The organism is Paracoccus luteus (assembly GCF_004522155.1).
Taxonomy (GTDB): Bacteria; Pseudomonadota; Alphaproteobacteria; order Rhodobacterales; family Rhodobacteraceae; genus Paracoccus; species Paracoccus luteus.
The window spans coordinates 248028-266873 of record NZ_SDEA01000004.1; the positions used below are offsets into that span (position 1 = coordinate 248028).

At 69.9% G+C, this 18846-nt stretch carries 17 protein-coding genes and 1 pseudogene; 8 read left to right on the plus strand and 10 right to left on the minus strand.

What is annotated here, in order from left to right; all coding sequences use genetic code 11:
• Window positions 1–2: 2 nt before the first annotated feature.
• From EPA64_RS07835 to ccoN, 9 genes and pseudogenes are all read right to left on the minus strand, one after another.
• On the minus strand, window positions 3–1178 hold the full coding sequence (locus EPA64_RS07835) for an ABC transporter substrate-binding protein (RefSeq protein ID WP_246026665.1): 1176 nt from the start codon (window positions 1176–1178) through the stop codon (window positions 3–5).
• A 196-nt stretch (window positions 1179–1374) separates the two neighbouring features.
• Entirely contained in the window at window positions 1375–1536 is a 162-nt protein-coding gene (ccoS, locus tag EPA64_RS07840) for a cbb3-type cytochrome oxidase assembly protein CcoS (protein ID WP_134725716.1), read from the minus strand.
• The gene (locus tag EPA64_RS07845) at window positions 1536–3731 is read right to left on the minus strand and encodes a heavy metal translocating P-type ATPase (RefSeq protein WP_134725717.1); all 2196 of its coding nucleotides are present in this window, start codon (window positions 3729–3731) and stop codon (window positions 1536–1538) included. Before EPA64_RS07845 ends, ccoS begins: the two co-directional genes overlap by 1 nt.
• Window positions 3731–4195: a FixH family protein gene (locus EPA64_RS07850; RefSeq protein ID WP_134725718.1), complete on the minus strand. Its 465-nt coding sequence runs from the start codon at window positions 4193–4195 to the stop codon at window positions 3731–3733. Before EPA64_RS07850 ends, EPA64_RS07845 begins: the two co-directional genes overlap by 1 nt.
• Before the next feature lies 1 nt (window position 4196).
• A pseudogene (gene ccoG, locus EPA64_RS16900) lies at window positions 4197–5656 on the minus strand (cytochrome c oxidase accessory protein CcoG).
• 316 nt (window positions 5657–5972) lie between these two features.
• Window positions 5973–6854 (minus strand): cytochrome-c oxidase, cbb3-type subunit III, encoded by an 882-nt coding sequence (ccoP, locus tag EPA64_RS07860; protein WP_425467020.1) that lies wholly within the window; start codon window positions 6852–6854, stop codon window positions 5973–5975.
• Window positions 6855–7156: 302 nt separating this feature from the next.
• The gene (locus EPA64_RS07865) at window positions 7157–7360 is read right to left on the minus strand and encodes a cbb3-type cytochrome c oxidase subunit 3 (RefSeq protein ID WP_134725719.1); all 204 of its coding nucleotides are present in this window, start codon (window positions 7358–7360) and stop codon (window positions 7157–7159) included.
• Window positions 7361–7371: 11 nt separating this feature from the next.
• Window positions 7372–8097 (minus strand): cytochrome-c oxidase, cbb3-type subunit II, encoded by a 726-nt coding sequence (gene ccoO, locus EPA64_RS07870; protein ID WP_134725720.1) that lies wholly within the window; start codon window positions 8095–8097, stop codon window positions 7372–7374.
• 15 nt (window positions 8098–8112) lie between these two features.
• Window positions 8113–9717, minus strand: coding sequence for a cytochrome-c oxidase, cbb3-type subunit I (gene ccoN / locus EPA64_RS07875; RefSeq protein ID WP_134725721.1), 1605 nt, complete (start codon window positions 9715–9717; stop codon window positions 8113–8115).
• Between the two features lie 193 nt (window positions 9718–9910).
• Here ccoN and EPA64_RS07880 point away from each other — a divergent pair, with 193 nt between their 5' ends.
• Window positions 9911–10750, plus strand: a complete 840-nt coding sequence (locus tag EPA64_RS07880; RefSeq protein ID WP_134725722.1) for a universal stress protein — start codon at window positions 9911–9913, stop codon at window positions 10748–10750.
• 24 nt (window positions 10751–10774) lie between these two features.
• On the opposite strand, the gene fnrL is transcribed toward EPA64_RS07880, so the two are convergent.
• A complete protein-coding gene (gene fnrL, locus EPA64_RS07885) occupies window positions 10775–11497 on the minus strand; it encodes a transcriptional regulator FnrL (RefSeq protein ID WP_246026675.1) in 723 nt (240 codons plus the stop codon).
• An 81-nt stretch (window positions 11498–11578) separates the two neighbouring features.
• Here fnrL and hemN point away from each other — a divergent pair, with 81 nt between their 5' ends.
• From hemN to EPA64_RS07920, 7 genes are all read left to right on the plus strand, one after another.
• Entirely contained in the window at window positions 11579–12934 is a 1356-nt protein-coding gene (hemN, locus tag EPA64_RS07890) for an oxygen-independent coproporphyrinogen III oxidase (RefSeq protein ID WP_134725724.1), read from the plus strand.
• Between the two features lie 85 nt (window positions 12935–13019).
• Window positions 13020–14318: an imelysin family protein gene (locus EPA64_RS07895; RefSeq protein ID WP_134725725.1), complete on the plus strand. Its 1299-nt coding sequence runs from the start codon at window positions 13020–13022 to the stop codon at window positions 14316–14318.
• Between the two features lie 10 nt (window positions 14319–14328).
• Window positions 14329–14583 carry a (2Fe-2S)-binding protein gene (locus EPA64_RS07900; RefSeq protein WP_134725726.1) on the plus strand — a complete coding sequence of 85 codons (255 nt, stop codon included), beginning with the start codon at window positions 14329–14331 and terminating at the stop codon, window positions 14581–14583.
• A gap of 14 nt (window positions 14584–14597) precedes the next feature.
• Window positions 14598–15083: a bacterioferritin gene (gene bfr, locus EPA64_RS07905; protein WP_134725727.1), complete on the plus strand. Its 486-nt coding sequence runs from the start codon at window positions 14598–14600 to the stop codon at window positions 15081–15083.
• 111 nt (window positions 15084–15194) lie between these two features.
• On the plus strand, window positions 15195–16790 hold the full coding sequence (locus tag EPA64_RS07910) for a di-heme oxidoreductase family protein (RefSeq protein WP_134725728.1): 1596 nt from the start codon (window positions 15195–15197) through the stop codon (window positions 16788–16790).
• Complete coding sequence (locus tag EPA64_RS07915) at window positions 16772–17761, plus strand: imelysin family protein (RefSeq protein WP_134725729.1); 990 nt, start codon at window positions 16772–16774, stop codon at window positions 17759–17761. The genes EPA64_RS07910 and EPA64_RS07915 overlap by 19 nt, the downstream gene beginning before the upstream one ends.
• Window positions 17761–18843: a DUF1513 domain-containing protein gene (locus EPA64_RS07920; protein ID WP_134725730.1), complete on the plus strand. Its 1083-nt coding sequence runs from the start codon at window positions 17761–17763 to the stop codon at window positions 18841–18843. The genes EPA64_RS07915 and EPA64_RS07920 overlap by 1 nt, the downstream gene beginning before the upstream one ends.
• Window positions 18844–18846: the final 3 nt, after the last annotated feature.

Below are 18846 nucleotides of genomic sequence, written 5' to 3' on the forward strand. Positions count from 1 at the left end.
GTTCAGTTCAGGGTGGCCATCTCGCAGCCGTTCACCGGATCGACCTCGACCGGCAACTGGGCCAGCACCTTCTGCGTGGGACCGTCGGGACCGGCCACGGTGTCATAGACATAGATCGGCTGCATGATGTTGTTCGTGGCAGGATCGATGGCGGTCTTGCCGCGCGGCCCGTCAAAGCTGGTCCGGGGCAGCGCCGCCGCAAGGCTTTCCCGGTCGGTCGCGCCGGATTTGACCGCCTCGACCAGCGCGCGGGCGGCGTCATAGCCCTGCACCGCGTATTCGGACGGCAGGTGCCCCGCCTGCGCGGTGAACGCCGCGACAAAGGCCTTGTTGGCCGCGTTGTCGATGGTCGGGACATAGTGCAGCGCCGTCACGATGCCCTGCGCCGCCGCACCCTGCGCGCCCACGTAAAGCTGCGAGTTCAGGAAGCCCGGCCCATAGAGCGGCAGCGCCTCCTTCATCCCGAAGCTGTCATACTGCTTGACGAACGCGATCGCCTCGCTGCCGGCATAGAACGCATAGACCGCCTGCGCGCCGCTGGTTTTCGCCTTGGCGAGATAGGGGCCGAAATCCTGCGTCTTCTGAAAGGGCGTGAACTCTTGCGCCACGATCTCGCCCCCTGCGGCGACAAAGGCATCACCGAAGGCCTTCATCATCTGCTGCCCGGCGGCATAGTCGGGGGCGAACGTGACCACCTTTGTCACGCCGTGGTCGACAAGGTATTTGCCCATCGGCCGGTTCAGCTGCGCGTTGGAAAACGAGATGCGGGTGATATAGGGGCTGCAGGCCTTGCCCGTGGCCTCGTCATTGCCGGCGTTGGCGACGATCAGCGGCACCTTGGCGCCGTCCACCACGTCGCGGATCGCCGCCAGCACGCCCGAGCTGACGACCCCCGCCATCACATCCACGCGGTCCTGCATGATCAGCTTGCGGGTCTTGGCCAGCCCCACCGGGGGCGAGGCCTCGCTGTCCTCGCGCAGGATCTCGAAAGTGGCGCCGCTGTCCGCGCCAAAGCTGTCCAGCCCAAGGCGGAAGCCCGCCTCGATTTCCTCGCCAAGCGCGGCATAGACGCCCGAAAACGGCAGCAGCAGGCCGACCTTGATGTCCTCGGCCTGCGCCTGCGCGGCGGTGGCGGCCGCGATAGCGATGGCGGCGGCGCGCTTGACGATGCGTGACACTGTATCCCCCCGGATTGTCGCTTGGGCCTTGTTGCGGGTCTGCGCCCGGACCGCCAGCCCCGATCGGGCAGGCGACGCCTGTCGTATAGCCTGCGCCGTCCGGCGCGGCGAACAGAAATCGCGGGGGGCCGCGATGGGTTGCGCACGAACGCCGATCCGCCCCGCCGCCTCGTGCAGCACGGCGGCAGCGCCAGTCCTATTTGGGCTTGGGCCGGTCGTCCCATTCGGTGCTGAGGATGCGTTCGGCGTCGCCCTTGGGGTCGTCATACTGGCGGTGGCGCAGCGCCCACAGGAACGCGGCCAGCCCCAGCCCGCCCAGACCCAGCGACACGGGGATCAGGAAGACCAGAACCTCCATCACCGCACCCGCAGCGCGTTCAGCGTCACGCTGATCGAACTCAGCGACATGGCCAGCGCGGCGATCAGCGGCGTGGCCAGCCCCGCCACCGCGAACGGCACGGCGACGATGTTGTAGAGGATTGACAGCGCAAAGTTCTCGCGGATGCGGCGCGCGGCGCTGCGGGCGACGCCCACCGCCTCGGCCACCGGCGCAAGGTCGCTGCCCATCAGCACCATGTCGGACGCCACCCGCGCCGCGTCCAGCGCGCTTGCGGGCGAAATCGAGGCATGCGCCCCAGCCAGCGCGGCGGTGTCGTTCAGCCCGTCGCCGACCATCAGCACCCGCGCGCCCTGCCCCGCCAGATCGGCCACGGCGGCGGCCTTGTCCTGCGGGGTGGCCTGCGCGCGCCATTCGGCGATGCCCAGCCGGGCGGCGATGTCCGCGACCGCGGCCGGATTGTCGCCCGACAGCAGCATGACCCGCAGGCCCCGCGCCTTCAGCCCCGCGACGCAGGCCCGCGCGCCGGGGCGCAGGCTGTCGGTGAAATCGACCCGCAGCACCGCGCCGTCCAGCGCCAGCCAGGTGGCGGCACCGGGGGCATCCGCCGCCTCGGCCGACGCGCCGGCCCAGTCGGCGCGGCCCAGCCGGACCGGGCGGCCTTGCCATGTTCCCTCGACGCCATATCCCGGCACCTCGCGCAGATCGCCAATGGCGGCCGGGTCCGTCCCGTCCAGCGCCGCGGCCAGCGCCCGCGACAGCGGATGCCCCGAGGCCGCGGCCAGCGCCAGCGCGACCGCGCGCGCATCCGCATCCAGCCCGTCCAGCGTCACCACCTGCGGCGTTCCCATCGTCAGCGTGCCGGTCTTGTCGAACACCACCGTGTCGCAGTCGGCCAGCCGTTCCAGCGCCGTGCCGTCCTTGATCAGCAGCCCGCGGCGGAACAGCCGCCCGGACGCCGCCGTCACCACCGCAGGCACCGCCAACCCCAGCGCGCAGGGGCAGGTGATGATCAGAACCGCCGCCGCCACGTTCAGCGCCAGCCGCGCGTCGCCGGTCGCCACCAGCCACCCCGCCAGGCTGGCCAGCGCCAGCAGATGCACGACAGGCGCATAGGCGCGGCTGGCGCGGTCGGCGACCGAGGTATAGCGTCCGCGCGCCGATTCCGCCGCCGCCACCAGCGCGGTCAGCCGCGCCAGCGAGCTGTCGCGCCCCGCCGCCGTGACGCGCAGCGTCAGCGGGCCGGTCAGGTTCACCTCGCCCGCCGACAGCGCCTGCCCCGGTCCGACCGCGACCGGCACGGATTCCCCGGTCAGCAGCGAGCGGTCGATGTCCGAACTGCCCGTCCCGACCACGCCATCGGCGGCGACGCGCGCGCCGGGGCGGATCAGGATCAGGTCGCCGGGCGCAAGGTCGGCGACCAGCACCGGGGTTTCGACGCCGTCCACCAGCGCGATGGCGCGCGGCACCTCAAGCGCGGTCAGCTCCTCGGCGGCAGAACGGGCGACGGCGCGGGTGCGGTAATCGAGATAGCGCCCGACCAGCAGGAAAAAGCACAGCATCACCGCCGCGTCGAAATAGGCGTGATGGCCCTGGTGGATCGTCTCGAACACGGAAATCGCGCTGGCCAGGATCAGCGCCAGCGAGATCGGGACGTCCATGCCCAGCCGGCCCGCCCGCAGCGCCCGCCATGCGCTGGCAAAGAACGGCTGCCCGGCAAAGGCGACGGTCGGCAGGGCGATGGCCCCGGAAATCCAGTGGAACAGGTCGCGCGTGGCGGCGTCGGCCCCCGACCAGACGGCGACCGACAGGATCATGATGTTCATCATGGCGAAACCGCTGACCCCGATCCGCATCAGGATGTCGCGGCCCTGCCGGTCGGCGGTCGTCGCGCTCAGCGCCGCCGGGTCCAGTTCATGCGCGGGAAAGCCGATGCGGTCCAGCACCGCGATCAGGCCGTCGGCCGACAGCCCCGGCGCATCCACCGTCACGCGGCGCAGCGACAGGTTCACGCGCGCCGACCTGACGCCCGGATGCGCCGTCAGCGCGCGTTCCACGTCGGTGATGCAGGCCGCGCAATGCGCGGTCGGCAGCGAAAGGATGACCGTGCCCGCATCCGCCCGAACCCGCCCGGCCACGCGTTCCGCCAAGGGCGCCGCGTCGCAGGCCGGGCAGGCGCTGAAGCGCGCGTCATAGTCGGCGCCGACGTCCGTCATCACCGCACCCTGCCGCCGGTGAAATGGTCGATGCGCTGACGGAACGGGGTTCCGTCCCGCGCCGTCGCGGTCAAGTGGATGTTCCACTGCCCCGGCGCCAGCGCCAGGGGCGCGCGGAACAACCCGTCGTGATACGTGAACTCGGGCGTCACGTCGTCGCGCACATGGGTCGGCCGCCCGACCGTCACGGACAGCGAGGCGACGGGCGCCGGGTTGCCGTCGCGGTCGCGGATCATCAGCGTCAGGTCGCGCCCGTCGTATTCCGGCGTCGCGGTCCACCCCAGGGTGTCCTGCGCCGCACGCTCGCGGTCAAAGACCTGCGAGGCGACATAGCTGTTCCTGACCTCAAGGCCGGGAAACGTGCCGACCGCCTTGACGGCCAGCAGCAGGTTGACCCCGATCACCACGCCGAACCCCGCCAGCGTGATCGCCAGGACATGCCGCCCGGTCAGTTCGCGCGCCATCTTACCTGCCCGTTCCATGGAATACCGTCTCGACCGATGCCCGCCGGCCATCGGTCGCATCCTCGATCCAGATGGTCAACGGCGTCTGCGCCCCCTCGGCCAGGGGCGAACCCGGCTGCGCGGTCAGATAGACGCGCTGCTGATAGGTCTCGTCGGCATTCACGTCCACGAACGGCGCGCCGCCTTCCAGCGCGATGGACAGCGCGGGCAGCTGGCCGCCCTCGTCGTCGGACACACCCACGGCGAACTGCTTGTCCGCGCCCTGCTTGTTGCGCAGCCGCAGCTCATATGTGTTGCGGATCGACCCGTCGGCCATCGTGACGAACTGCGGATTGCGGATGGGCGAGACGTTCAGGTCATAGGGCGAACGCATGAACAGCGCCACGACCAGCCCGATCCCGATTGCCGCCCACAGGGTGAAATACAGCAGCGTGCGCGGACGCAGGACGTGCTTCATCAGCGGCTTGGGCGCGGCGCCGGTGCGTTCGGCCGTCTCGTCCTTCAGCGCCATATAGTCGATCAGCCCGCGCGGCTTGCCGATCCTGGCCATCACGTCGTCGCAGGCGTCGATGCACAGCGCGCAGGTGATGCATTCCAGCTGCTGCCCCTCGCGGATGTCGATGCCCATCGGGCAGACGTTCACGCAGGCCAGGCAGTCGATGCAGTCGCCCTTGGGACCGGGGGCACGTCGGATTTCGTCGCCTCGCCCTTCAGGATCTTGCCGCGCGGCTCGCCCCGCCACTCGCGATAGGCGACGGTCAGCGTGTCCTCGTCCATCATCGCGGCCTGGATGCGCGGCCAGGGGCAGGCATAGATGCAGATCTGCTCGCGCGCGAAGCCGCCAAAGAAGAACGTCGTCGCGGTCATGATCGCGATGGTGATATAGGCGGCCGGGTGCGCCTGACCGCGCAGCAAGTCCATGAACAGCGTGGGCGCGTCGGCGAAATAGAACACCCAGGCCCCGCCGGTCAGCAGCGCGATCAGCAGCCACGACAGCCATTTTTCCGCGCGCAGCCGGATCTTTCGCGCGTCCCAGGGCGCGTCATACAGGCGGACCTGGGCGTTGCGGTCGCCGTCGATCCAGCGTTCGACCTGGATGAACAGGTCGGTCCACACGGTCTGCGGACAGGCATAGCCGCACCAGACCCGCCCCAGCGCCGAGGTGAACAGGAACAGCCCCAGCCCGGCCATGACCAGCAGCCCCGCGACGAAATAGAACTCGTGCGGCCAGATCTCGATCCAGAAGAAGAAGAACCGGCGGTTCGCCAGATCGACCAGCACCGCCTGGTCGGGCATGCCGGGGCCGCGGTCCCAGCGGATCCAGGGCGTGATGTAATAGATGCCCAGCGTGATGGCCATGATGACCCATTTCAGGCTGCGGAACGTGCCGCGGACCCGGCGGGGAAAGATCGGCTCGCGCGCGGCGTAAAGGCGCGTCGGCTCCGGCTCGGTCGTGGACATGAATCGGGTCTCCTGTGGCGCAGGCTCGCGCTGCCGGGCACGGCACCGGGCAACGATGACCTGCATCAACGATCCGGGGGCGGCGGGGGTTCGGCGAACCTTCGATCATATAGGAGAGGTTGGATGTGACCGGCATGGTCAAGATTGTCGCACCCGCCCGCGCCACCGTTGCCGCCGCGGCGGGGGCGCCGTCGTCCCGCACCCGACGGGCGGGCATCCTTGCCGCCCGCCGGTGTCGTCGCCCCCGCGTTCCGGGCGTCACCGCAGGTCCGCCCAGATCGCGCCCCGCCGGGTTCAGACCGGTCGGGCCAGCGGGCTATTCGCCGCCCCCCAGCCCGTGGACATAGCTGGCCACGGCGCGGATGTCGGCCTCGCTCAGCCGGTCCGACCAGGCGGGCATCACGCCGAACGGGCCGTCGTGGACGATGCGCTGGATCGTCGCCGCATCGGCCTGGCCGTCGCGGCCGTAAAGCCACACGGCGTCGGTCAGGTCGGGCGCGCCCTGCGCGCGGTCGCCGGTCCCGTCCTCGAGGTGGCAGGCGGTGCATTGTTCGGCAAAGACCGTCGCGCCGGCGCCGGCGGCCGCGGCATCGTGCGGCTGGCCCGACAGCGACAGCACATATTGCGTGACCTGCCTGATCTGCGCGTCGTCCAGCAGCTCGTCCAGACCGAACCGGGGCATTTCCGAATAGCGCGTGTCCGGGTCGTCCGGGCTGCGGATGCCGTGCAGCAGGGTGGTGTGGATGTCCTCGATCGTGCCGCCCCACAGCCAGTCGTTGTCCAGCAGGTTGGGATAGCCCGACGCACCCGCCGCGCCCGAACCGTGGCACTGCGCGCACCAGGTGCGGAACACCGCTGCGCCCGCGTTGCCGGCATAGTTCATCAGCTCCGGGTCATCCTTGATCGCCGCCAGATCGACGGACGTCAGCCGCGCCTGGATCGGCGCGTTGGCCGCGTCGAAACGCTGGATGTCGGCCGCGACCTCGTTGCGGGTGGTGCGGCCCAGCAACCCCTCGGTCGCCTTGGTCACCAGCGGGATCGCGGGAAATGCGATGACATAGCCGATGGCCCAGATGATCGTGGCATAGAACGTCCACAGCCACCAGCGCGGCAGGGGGTTGTCGTATTCCTCGATCCCGTCCCAGCTGTGCCCGGTCGAGGCGACCTCGACCGGCTGCTTGCCCGGCTTGCGGCGCACGGGTTTGCGGGCGCCGTGTCCGGGGCGGACGCCAATGATCGCCTCGGGCGCGTTCTGCAGGATCTGCTCGGCGTTTTCGGCGTCGGCTGCGCGGCGGCCGACCGAGATGCGGTTTTCGGGATTGGCCGGGCTGGTGTGGGGATCGGTCGCGCTGACCCCCATGTTCTCGGCGACCTCGGCCTCGCGCGCAGTCGGGGTTGCGGTCGGGGCCGCGGCGGGCGCCGCCGGCCGGGGATCGCCCGCGCCGGGGCCGTCTGCACCGGGACCGCCCGCGGCGGGATCGTCAGAGGTGGGATCGGCCATCACTTGACCTCCTTTTTGCCCGGAGCGACGGGTTCGCCGGATGCGGGTTTCTTCTCGTTGCGAAAGATGCTTTCGGCGGCGTCCCGGTGCAGCCGGCGCGCGCCGGGCCGGAAGACGAACAGGATGACGCCCAGAAACACCAGCACCAGCGCCAGCAGCACCCAGCTGTCGGCCAGTTGGCGCAGGAAGGAATAACGGTCCATCCCGCCCTCTCTCAGCGCGTCGGGTCGGGTTCGAAGGTCGAGAAATCGACCATCGTGCCCAAGACCTGCAGATAGGCGATCAGCGCGTCCATCTCGGACACACCCGCCTGCCGGTCAAAGTTGCGCTGCTGCGCGCCGGGATAGCGTTCCTGCAGCGCCTCGGCATCCCCGTCCGGGTCGGCCTGCGCGATGAAGTCGGCCCGCGCCTCGGCGATCATCTCGTCGCTGTAGGGCACGCCGACCATGCGGTCCGCCTGCAGCCGCTGGGCGACGTGCGCAGGCTCGATCATGCGGTTCCGCAGGAAGCCATAGGCGGGCATGATCGATTCCGGCACCACGGCGCGCGGGTCGTTCAGGTGGTCGATGTGCCATTCGTCGGAATAGCGCCCGCCCACCCGCGCAAGGTCGGGGCCGGTGCGCTTGGACCCCCACTGGAACGGGTGGTCATACATCGATTCCGCGGCGAGGCTGTAATGGCCATAGCGTTCGACCTCGTCGCGCATGGGGCGGATCATCTGGCTGTGGCAGACATAGCAGCCCTCGCGGACATAGACGTCGCGCCCGGTCAGCTCGAGCGGGGTATAGGGGCGCACCCCTTCCACCTTTTCGATGGTGTTTTCCAGATAGAACAGCGGCGTGATCTGGACGATGCCGCCGATGGTGACGACCAGGAACGAAAAGACCAGCAGCAGCGTGGCGTTCTTTTCCAGGATCTTGTGGTGGTCGAGAATGGCCATGTCGGACCCCTTTCCTTATTCGGCCGGCACGGCGACGCGGGTGTCGGCGACGCGGGGCTGGCGGGCCACGGTGGCCCACAGGTTCCAGCACATCACCACGCCCCCGGCCAGGAAGAACACGCCCCCCAGCGTCCGCACGATCAGCATCGGGTATTTCGCGATCACGGTGTCGGCGAAGGCGTTGACCAGAAAGCCCTGGCTGTCGACCTCGCGCCACATCAGCCCTTCCATGATGCCCGACACCCACATCGACGAGGCGTAGAGCACCAGCCCGATGGTCGCGAGCCAGAAGTGCCAGCTGACCGCGGGCAGCGAATACAGCCGCTCACGCCCCCACAGCCGCGGGGTCAGGTAATAAAGCGCGCCGAAGGTGATCATGCCGTTCCAGCCCAGCGCGCCGGAATGGACGTGGCCGATGGTCCAGTCGGTATAGTGCGAAAGGCTGTTCACGGCCTTGATCGACATCATCGGCCCCTCGAATGTGGCCATGCCGTAGAAGCCGACGGCGACGACCATCATCCGCAGGATCGGGTCTGTGCGCAGCTTGTCCCAGGCGCCCGACAGGGTCATCAGCCCGTTGATCATGCCGCCCCAGCTGGGCATCCACAGCATGATGGAAAACACCATCCCCAGTGTCGCCGCCCATTCCGGCAGCGCGGTATAGTGCAGGTGGTGCGGACCCGCCCAGATATACATGAAGATCAGCGCCCAGAAGTGGATGATCGACAGCTTGTAGCTATAGACCGGACGCTCGGCCTGTTTGGGGATGAAGTAATACATCATGCCCAGGAACCCGGCGGTCAGGAAAAAGCCCACCGCGTTGTGGCCGTACCACCACTGGGTCATCGCGTCCTGCACGCCGCCGAACAGCTGCACCGACTTGGACCCGAAGACGCTGACCGGCACCGCCAGGTTGTTGATGATGTGCAGCATGGCGATGGTGACGATGAACGACAGATAGAACCAGTTCGCCACATAGATGTGGGGTTCGCGCCGGCGCATGATCGTGCCCAGATAGACCGCCAGATACGCGACCCAGACGATCGTCAGCCACAGGTCCACATGCCATTCCGGCTCGGCGTATTCCTTGGAGTGGGTGGCGCCCAGGATGTATCCGCTGGCCGCCAGCACGATGAACAGGTTGTAGCCCCAGAACACGAACCAGGCGAGGTTCCCGCCCCAAAGCCGCGTCGCGCAGGACCGCTGCACGACATAGAACGACGTGGCGATCAGCGCGTTGCCGCCAAAGGCGAAGATCACGGCGCTGGTGTGCAGCGGCCGCAGCTTGCCAAAGTTCAGGTAACCCTGCGCGGCGTCCGAAAAGTTCAGCACCGGCCAGGCCAGCTGCGCGGCGATGATCACGCCGACAAGAAAGCCCACGACGCCCCATCCGGCGGTCGCGATCACGCCCGCGCGGACGACGCCGTCAAGGTATTCGTTGGCCGGGGCGGCCACGCGCTCGCCCTCCATGTTGCGCAGCACCCACATGAAGGTGAGCCCGGCCGCGAGCATCACCGTCAGGGCGTTGACCATATAGGCCAGATCGCGCGCATAGTTGGCCGCGATCGCGGCGAACACCGCGACGACGCCCAGCGCGATCAGCTTGAAGGTATCCCACATCCGACTTGTCCCCATATCCTGCCGGCCCCCGAATCGCGCGGGCGCGTTCCGGGGGCCGTCTCGGCCTAATGCTTAGTCCGCCAACAGTTGACGAAACCTTGATCTGGGTCAACAAATCAGGCGGCGCCTGCGGCGTATGGTCATCCCGGCGGCGACCGCGCCGCCGCCCCGCATCAAGCAGGAGAGTGCAGACATGGGCTACAAGACCATCCTGACCGTCGTGACCCAGCCCGGCCAGACCGACCAGATCGACGCCGCCGTCGCGCTGGCGCGGCGCGAGGACGCGCATCTGGACGTCTTCCTGCTTGGCGTGGACCATACCCAGACCGGCTATTACTATGCCGGTGCGTCGGCCTATGTCTTTCAGGAATCCATCGACCGGGCGATGGCCGCCGCCGGCGCGCTGGAAACCGAGGTGCGCGACCGCCTGGCGCGCGAGGATATCCGCTGGTCGGCCGAAAGCGCCGTCGCGCAGATGGGCGGCGTGTCGGGGCTGATCGGGATGCGCGCGCGCTTTGCCGACATCGCCGTGCAAAGCCGCCCCTATGGCGAGCGCGCCGCCGTCGACGCCGAGGCGGTGGTCGAGGCCGAGATGTTCGAGGGCAGCTGCCCGGTCCTGATCCTGCCCGGCAAGCCCGAGACGATCCCGACAATGGGGCGGCGCATCCTGATCGCCTGGAACCAGGCCGACGAGGCGATGGCGGCCGTCCGCCGCGCCCTGCCGATGCTGAAATCCGCCGATGCCGTCGAGATCGCCATCGTCGATCCCGCGCCCCATTCGGCCGAAGGGTCCGACCCCGGCGGCGCGCTGTGCCAGATGCTGACGCGCCACGGCGTCAAGGCCGACATCGCCGTGCTGGCCAAGACGCTGCCCACCATCACCGAGGTGCTGAACCGCCGCGCCGTGGAAATCGGCGCCGACATGATCGTGATGGGCGCCTATGGCCATTCGCGGTTCCGCGAGGCGATCCTGGGCGGGGCGACGCGCTATATGCTGGAACGCGCCACGCTGCCGGTGCTGATGGCGCGCTGATCGCCCCCGCCGCGGGCCTTCGCGTCAGCTCAGCGGGCCGCCGTCGGCGTCGTCGCCGCTTTCCGCGACAAGGCGGCCGAAGTCGGGGACGATGACGTGGCGCTTGCCGTTCAGGCCGATGACGCCGTCGCGCTTCAGCGCCGAGATCTGGCGGCTGACGGTTTCCAGCGTCAGCCCCAGATAGTCCGCCATCGCCTCGCGCGTCAGCGGCAGGTCGATGGCCATGCGGCCGGCGGGCGTGGACTGGCGCAGCGCCGCGTCGCGCCGCACAAGGATGGCCAGGAACGACGCGATCTTTTCCCGCGCCGACTTGCGGCCCAGCAGCAGCAGCCATTCGCGCGCCGCGTCCAGCTCGTCCAGCGTCATGTCCAGCAGCCGCGCGGCGATGCGGGGCGTGCGGATCATCAGCGCCTCGAACGGGCGGCGGCGGAAACAGCACAGCAGCAGTTCGGACGTGGCGGTCACCGTATAGGCGGCGGTGCCGCGGCCCGGGCGCCCCAGAAAGTCCGACGGCAGCAGCAGCCCCACCATCTGGGTTCGCCCGTCCTCCATCGTCTGGGTCAGGCTGGCCACGCCCGACACGACCGAGGCCACGAAGTCCATCCGGTCGCCCGACAGCACGACCGTCTGGCCCGCGTCATAGCGGCGATAGTATTTCGTGGATTCCAGACGGCCCAGGTCGTCGGCCTCGCACGTGGCGCAGACCGCCCGATAGCGGATCGGACAGGCTTGGCAGGCGACCTGCAACGGATGGGCGTTGCAGTCGGGCTGTATCGTCTTGATCTCGGTCAATGTGGGTCCGCGCCTTTCGGTGTCTAGGCTAGGCGCATGGAACAGGAATCGCAACTGACCCGGCTGGGACTGTTTGACGCGCGCGTGCCGCGATACACCAGTTACCCCACCGCCCCGCATTTCAAGCCCGCCGTCAACGCCGCCGATTTCACCCGCTGGGTGCAGGCGGTGCCCGCCGGGGGCGCCATATCGCTTTACATGCACGTGCCGTTCTGCCGGCGGCTGTGCTGGTTTTGCGCCTGCCGCACGCAGGGCACGCAGTCGGACGCGCCGGTGCGCGCCTATGCCGACATCCTGCTGGCCGAACTGGAGCTGTTGAAGGCGCAGCTGGCCCCGGGCGTCAAATTGTCGCGCCTGCACTGGGGCGGGGGCACGCCCACCTTGATGCCGCCCGACATGATGCGGCGCGTCGCGGGCGCGGTTTTCGACGCCTTTCCGCTGGCCGATGGCGCCGAGTTTTCCGTTGAGATCGACCCGAACGAGATCGACGAGGCGCGGATGGATGCGCTGGCCGAGGCCGGGCTGACCCGCGCCAGCATCGGCGTGCAGGATTTCGACCCCGCGATCCAGCAGACCATCGGCCGCGACCAGAGCTTCGAGATCACCGCCGAGGCGGTCCGCATGATCCGCGACCGCGGCATCGCCAGCCTGAACGCCGACATCCTGTATGGGCTGCCGCACCAGACGCCGCAGCGGATCGCGGATTCGATCCAGAAGCTGATGGCGCTGTCGCCGGATCGCATTGCGCTTTACGGCTATGCCCATGTGCCGTGGATGGCCAAGCGGCAGGTGATGATCCCCGAGGACGCCCTGCCCGACGCGCACGCGCGGCTGCGCCTGTTCGAGGTGGCGCGCGACCTGCTGGTCGCCGACGGCTATGACGAGATCGGCATCGACCATTTCGCCCGCCCCGGCGACGGGCTGGCGGTGGCGCAAAAGGCCGGGCTGCTGCGGCGCAATTTCCAGGGCTATACCGACGACCAGGCGCAGGTGCTGATCGGCATGGGCGCGTCGTCGATCTCGCGCTTTCCGCAGGGTTACGCGCAGAACGCGCCCGCGACCGGCGCCCATGTCAAGGCGATCCGCGAGGGGCGGTTCTCGACCACGCGCGGGCATGCCTTCACGCCCGAGGACATCTGGCGGTCGCGCATGATCGAGGCGCTGATGTGCGATTTCGAGGTGCGCGCGGACGAGTTCATCCGCAACCACGGCTTTACCCCCGCGACGCTGGCGGCGGTGTTCGCGCCGGTCAAGGCGCAGTTCGGCGACATGGTCACGGTGACGGACCGCGGCCTGACCATCCCCGAACGCGGGCGCCCGCTGACCCGGATGGTCGCGCGCATGTTCGACGGCTATCAGATGGAGGCGAAGGGCCACTCGCCCGCGATCTGAACGCGGGCGCACTGGCGGGCCGGGCTGCACTTGGCTCTTTACTCGACAAATGGATTTTGTCAGGTATGCGCCAAGAGGAGTTCTCATGGCCCGTCCGACTCGCCTGTCCCCTGCCCGTCCCACCGCCCGCCTGACCGCCGCCGCAGCCCTTGCGCTGTCGGTCGCGCTGCCCGCCCATTCGGCGGCACCGGCGCCCGATCAGGTGGTGGCCCATTATGCCGACATCGCCGCCGCGGCTTATGGCGACAGCCTGACCGCCGCGCGCGACCTGCGGGCCGCCGTGGACCGGCTGGTGGCCGACCCGTCCGACGCGACGCTGACCGCCGCCCGCACGGCCTGGACCGCCGCGCGCGCGCCTTACCAGCAGACCGAGGCGTTCCGCTTCGGCAATCCCATCGTGGACGACTGGGAAGGCCGCGTGAACGCCTGGCCGCTGGACGAGGGGCTGATCGACTATGTCGCGGCCGGCACGCCCTCGGCCGAGGACAACGAACTGTCGAACCTGAACGTCATCGCCAACCCGACGCTGGCGCTGAACGGCGGGCAGGTGAACGCCGCGCAGATCACCCCCGCGCTCATCGCCGAACAGCTGCACGAGGCAGGCGGGATCGAGGCGAACGTCGCCTCGGGCTATCACGCGATCGAGTTCCTGCTGTGGGGGCAGGATCTGAACGGCACCGGGCCGGGCGCGGGCAACCGGCCGTTCACCGATTACGTTCGGGGCGACGCTTGCACCGGCGGCAACTGCGACCGCCGCGCCGCCTATCTGGTCGCCGCCACCGACCTGCTGGTCAGCGACCTTGAAGAGATGGCGGCGAACTGGGACGCGGACGGGGCCGCGCGCAAGGCCGTCACCGACGACCCGCAGGCCGGGCTGATGGCCATGCTGACCGGCATGGGCAGCCTGTCCTATGGCGAACAGGCGGGCGAGCGGATGAAGCTGGGCCTGATGCTGAACGACCCCGAGGAAGAGCACGACTGCTTTTCCGACCAGACGCACCTGAGCCACTATTTCGACGGCCTGGGCATCCAGAACGTCTATCTGGGCCGCTATGCCCGCCTCGACGGCACCGAACTGACCGGCCCGTCGCTGTCGCAGCTGGTGGCCGGCAAGGACGCCGCCGTCGATCAGGCGCTGCGCGCCGACCTGGAGGCCACGATGACGGCGCTTGGCGCGCTGCGCGACAAGGCCGAGGGCGGCATGGCCTATGACCAGATGCTGGCCCCCGGCAATGCCGAGGGCGAGGCCGCGATCACCGCCGGGATCGACGGTCTGGTGCGGCAGACGAAGTCCATCGAACGCGCGGTGGGCGCGCTGGGACTGAACGCCATCGCGTTCGAGGGGTCCGACAGCCTCGACGACCCGGACGCGGTTTTCCAGTAAGGGCGATTCCATGATCATCTGCCATTGCACCCAGACCACGGACACCGAGATTCGCGCGGCGGTCGGCTGGATGCGCGCCGCCGATCCTGATACGATCGTGACGCCCGGCAAGATCTATCACGCGCTTGGCAGGCGCGCCGATTGCGGCGGGTGCATGAAACTCTTTGTCGCGACGATGCGGACCGCGGACGGTTTCGCGGTCGAGGCGGATCCGCGGGCGGTGCCGGCGGCGCTGCGCGGCCTTCGCCATCGGGCGGCGAACTGAACGAAAGGTCGACCATGAAGGGTGATCCCAAGGTCATCGACTATCTGAACGCCGCGCTGAGGTCCGAACTGACGGCGGTCAGCCAATACTGGCTGCATTACCGCCTGCAAGAGGACTGGGGCTACGGCCGCATCGCCGAAAAGTCGCGCGCCGAGTCCATCGAGGAGATGAACCACGCCGACCGGCTGATCCAGCGCATCATCTTTCTGGAAGGCCATCCGAACCTGCAAAAGCTGGACCCGCTGCGCATCGGCCAGACCATCCGCGAGACGATGGAGGCCGACCTTGCCGGTGAGCATGACGCCCGCACCCTGTATCTCGAGGCGCGGCAATATTGCTCGTCGGTCAACGACCAGGTGTCCAAGGCGCTGTTCGACGACCTGATCGCCGACGAGGAAGGCCACATCGACTTTCTGGAAACCCAGCTGGCGCTGCACGACCAGATCGGCGCCCAGAACTTTGGCCTGCTGAACGCCAAGCCGGCCGACAAGGCCGAGTGACGGCGAACCCCGGCCCGTCCGGGGGCGCGACGCATCGGACCGGCCGCCCGGCGGCCGGGCCTTTTCCCCTTTTGGCGGCGCGCGCCCGCGCCCGCGACGGTTCCCGGTCCCATGACTGCCCTGCCCCGTCTTGCCGCCGCCTGCCTTCTGGCCCTGTCGCTGGGATCGGCGGCCCATTCCGTCCAGCCCGAGCTGCCCAGCGACCCGGTGACGGCGACCCCACCCGACGTGCGCCCCGCCGCCACCGCCGACTGGCGGACCGAACCGCATCTGTCGGTCATACCCCGCACCGACGAGGAACGCGGGCGGATCGCCCGAGTCACCGCCCCGCCCACGGACTTCACGGTGCCCGAGCCGTTCGAGGCCAAGCCGGGGGGCGCGGCGACCACGCGGTTCATCCCGACCGCCGACGCATTTTCGCAGCTGTCGGCGAACATGCCGGTCGCGCGCGAGATGGACTTCAAGATCGGCAACGGCATCTTCCGCAAGCTGTGGGTCGGCGCGCCCGCTTCCACCCGCGCCAGCGACGGGCTGGGGCCGCTGTATAACGCACGCGCCTGCCAGAACTGCCACGTCAAGGACGGCCGCGGCCGCCCGCCCGCGGGGCCGGACGACAGCCGCGTGTCGATGTTCCTGCGCCTGTCGGTGCCGGGCGGAGACGATCAGCCGACGATCCCCGGCTATATCCCGACGCGCCCCGACCCGGTCTATGGCGGTCAGCTGCAGGATCTGGCGCTGGCCGGCCACCGGCCCGAGGCGCGGATGGGCGTGAGCTGGACCGAACGGCCGGTCACGCTGGGCGACGGCACCACGGTCAGCCTGCGTCAGCCGCATTATGCCGTCGAACAGCCCGCCTTCGGGCCGCCCGACGCGGGGCTGATGATCTCGCCCCGGCTGGCGCCGCAGATGATCGGTCTCGGCCTGCTCGAGGCCGTGCCGGTCGCCGACATCGTGGCGCTGGCGGACGAGGATGACGCCGATGGCGACGGCATCTCGGGGCGGCCCAACATCGTCTGGTCGGACGAATACGACCGCCCGATGCTGGGCCGCTTCGGGCTGAAGGCCGGGGCGCCGACGATCCGGCAGCAATCAGCCGGCGCATTCGCGGGCGACATGGGGCTGTCGAACAGCATCTATCCCGATCCCGCCGGCGAATGCACGGCGGCGCAGGCCGACTGCCGCCGGTCGCCCGCCGGGCAGGAACCGGGTGTCCGCGACGGGCTTGAGGTCGATTCCGCCAGCCTTGATCTGGTGACGTTCTATTCGCGCAACCTTGCCGTTCCCGCGCGGCGCGGGCTGGACGACCGCCGTGTGCTGCGCGGCAAGGAACTGGCCCACACGCTGCGCTGCACCGCCTGCCACAATCCCAAGTTCGTGACCCATCGCCTGACCGGCCAGCCGGAACAGAGCTTTCAGCTGATCTGGCCCCACACCGACATGCTGCTGCACGACATGGGCGAGGGGCTGGCCGACCACCGGCCGGAATCGCGCGCCGACGGGCGCGAATGGCGCACGGCGCCGCTGTGGGGGATTGCGTTGAACGCTCAGGTCACCGGCAGCGAAACCTATCTGCACGACGGCCGCGCCCGGTCGCTGACCGAGGCGATCCTGTGGCACGGGGGCGAGGCGCAGGCGGCCCGCGACGGCTTTGCCGCCCTGCCCGCGCCGGACCGCGATGCGGTGCTGGCATGGCTGGGTTCGCTGTGATCCGCGCGCTGGCCCTGGCGCTGCTGATGGCGACGCCCGCGTCGGCCGACGTGGCCGAGGCGGTGGGCGACGTGATCCTGCCCGCCTATGACCGTCTGGCCGATGCCACCGCCGATCTGGACCGCACGGCGCAGGCGGACTGTGCGCCGCAAGCCCTGCACCCCGGCTTTGCCGCTGTCTGGGACGCCTGGGCCGCCATCGACTTTCTGCGGATCGGCCCGGTCGAACAGGACGGGCGCGCGCTGGCGATATCGTTCTGGCCCGACCCCAAGGCATCCGGCCCGCGTGCGCAGCAGGCGCTGATCGACGCGGCCGCGCCCGCCGTGGACGACCCCGCCGCCTTTGCCGATCTGTCGGTGGCGGTGCGCGGCCTCTCGGGGCTGGAGCGGCTGGTCTATCCGTCCCCGCTGACCGGCGACGCCGACTATCTGTGCCGCCTGCGCCGCGCCACCGCCGCCGATCTGGCCCGCATGGCGGCCGAGGTGCGGGCCGAATGGGACGGCTATGCCGCCCGGCTGCTGGAACCCGGCGGGCCGGGCAACACCGATTTCCTGACGCAGACCGAGGCGCGCGCCGCCCTGTTCACGCAGGTCGCAACCGGCCTGACGGCGCTTGCCGACAAGCGGCTGGGCCGTCCCCTGGGCAGCTTTGACGCGCCGCGCCCGGAACGGGCCGAGGCGGTGGCGTCGGGCCGCAGCCTTGCCAATGTCACGCGCTCGCTGACCGGGCTGCGCGACATGGCGCTGGCGCTGTATCCCGACGCGCCCCGCACCCGCGCGGCGTTCGACCGCGCCATCGGGCTGGCCGAACGGCTGGACGATCCCGTCTTCGCGGGCGTGGCCGACCCCTCGGGGCGGCTGAAGGTCGAGATCCTGCAGCAGGCCGTTCAGGCCGCCCGCGCCGAGGCCGAGGTCGAGATCGGCGGCGGGCTGGGGCTTTCGGTCGGGTTCAACGCACAGGATGGCGACTGATGACGACACGCAGGACGATGCTGGCGGGGCTGGCGGCGGCGGCGATCCTGCCGCGCCGGGGCTGGGCCGCCGTGGGCGCGCCCGCCTATCTGGCCGCGGGGCGCCGCCCTGACGGCAGCCATGCGCTGCACGGCCTGGGCGCGGATGGCGCGGTCGTGTTCGCCGTCCCCCTGCCCGACCGGGGACACGCCGCCGCCGCCCACCCCGACCGGCCCGTGGCGGTCGCCTTTGCCCGTCGTCCCGGCACGTTCGGGGTCGCGCTGGACTGTCGAGACGGGCGGGTGCTGGCGCGCCTGACCCCGCCGCCGGGACGGCAGTTCAACGGCCACGGCGCGTTTTCGGCCGACGGGGCGCGGCTTTACACGTCCGAGGTGGTGGCCGAGGGATCGGCCGGGCGCATCGGCGTCTGGGATGCCGAGGCGGGGTTTCAGCGCATCGGCGAATGGGACAGCGGCGGCATCGGCCCGCACGACCTGCGCCGGGACGCCGCCGGGCGGCTGGTGGTGGCGAATGGCGGCATCCAGACCGATCCGACCGACCGCACGCCGCTGAACCTCGACCGCATGCGGCCGAACCTGACGGTGCTGGACGAAACCGGCGCAATCCTCTCGCTGCGCGAGTTGCCGGGTGATCTGGCACAGAACTCGATCCGGCATCTGGCGCTGCTGCCGCAGGGGGCGGCCTTCGCGATGCAGTGGCAGGGCGACGCGGCCGACCCCGTGCCGCTGCTGGGCATCGCGCCGCCGGACGGGGCGCTGACGCTGTGCCCCTGCCCCGAGGCGGACGCCTTTGCGATGCAGGGCTATGCGGGATCCGTCGCCGCCGACGCGGACGGCCGGATCGTCGTGACATCGCCGCGCGGCGGGGTGGCTATGATCTTTGCCGCCGACGGCACGCATCGCGCGACGCTGCGCCGCGCCGACCTGTGCGGGGCCGCGCCGGCACCGCAGGGCGGGTTCACCCTGACCGACGGCGGCGGCGCAGTCTGGGCGGCGGACGAGGGCGGCCTGCGCCTGCTGGCGCGCCACGACCTTGCCTGGGACAACCACCTGATCGCGCTGGAGTCCGCGCGGGGCACCTGATCG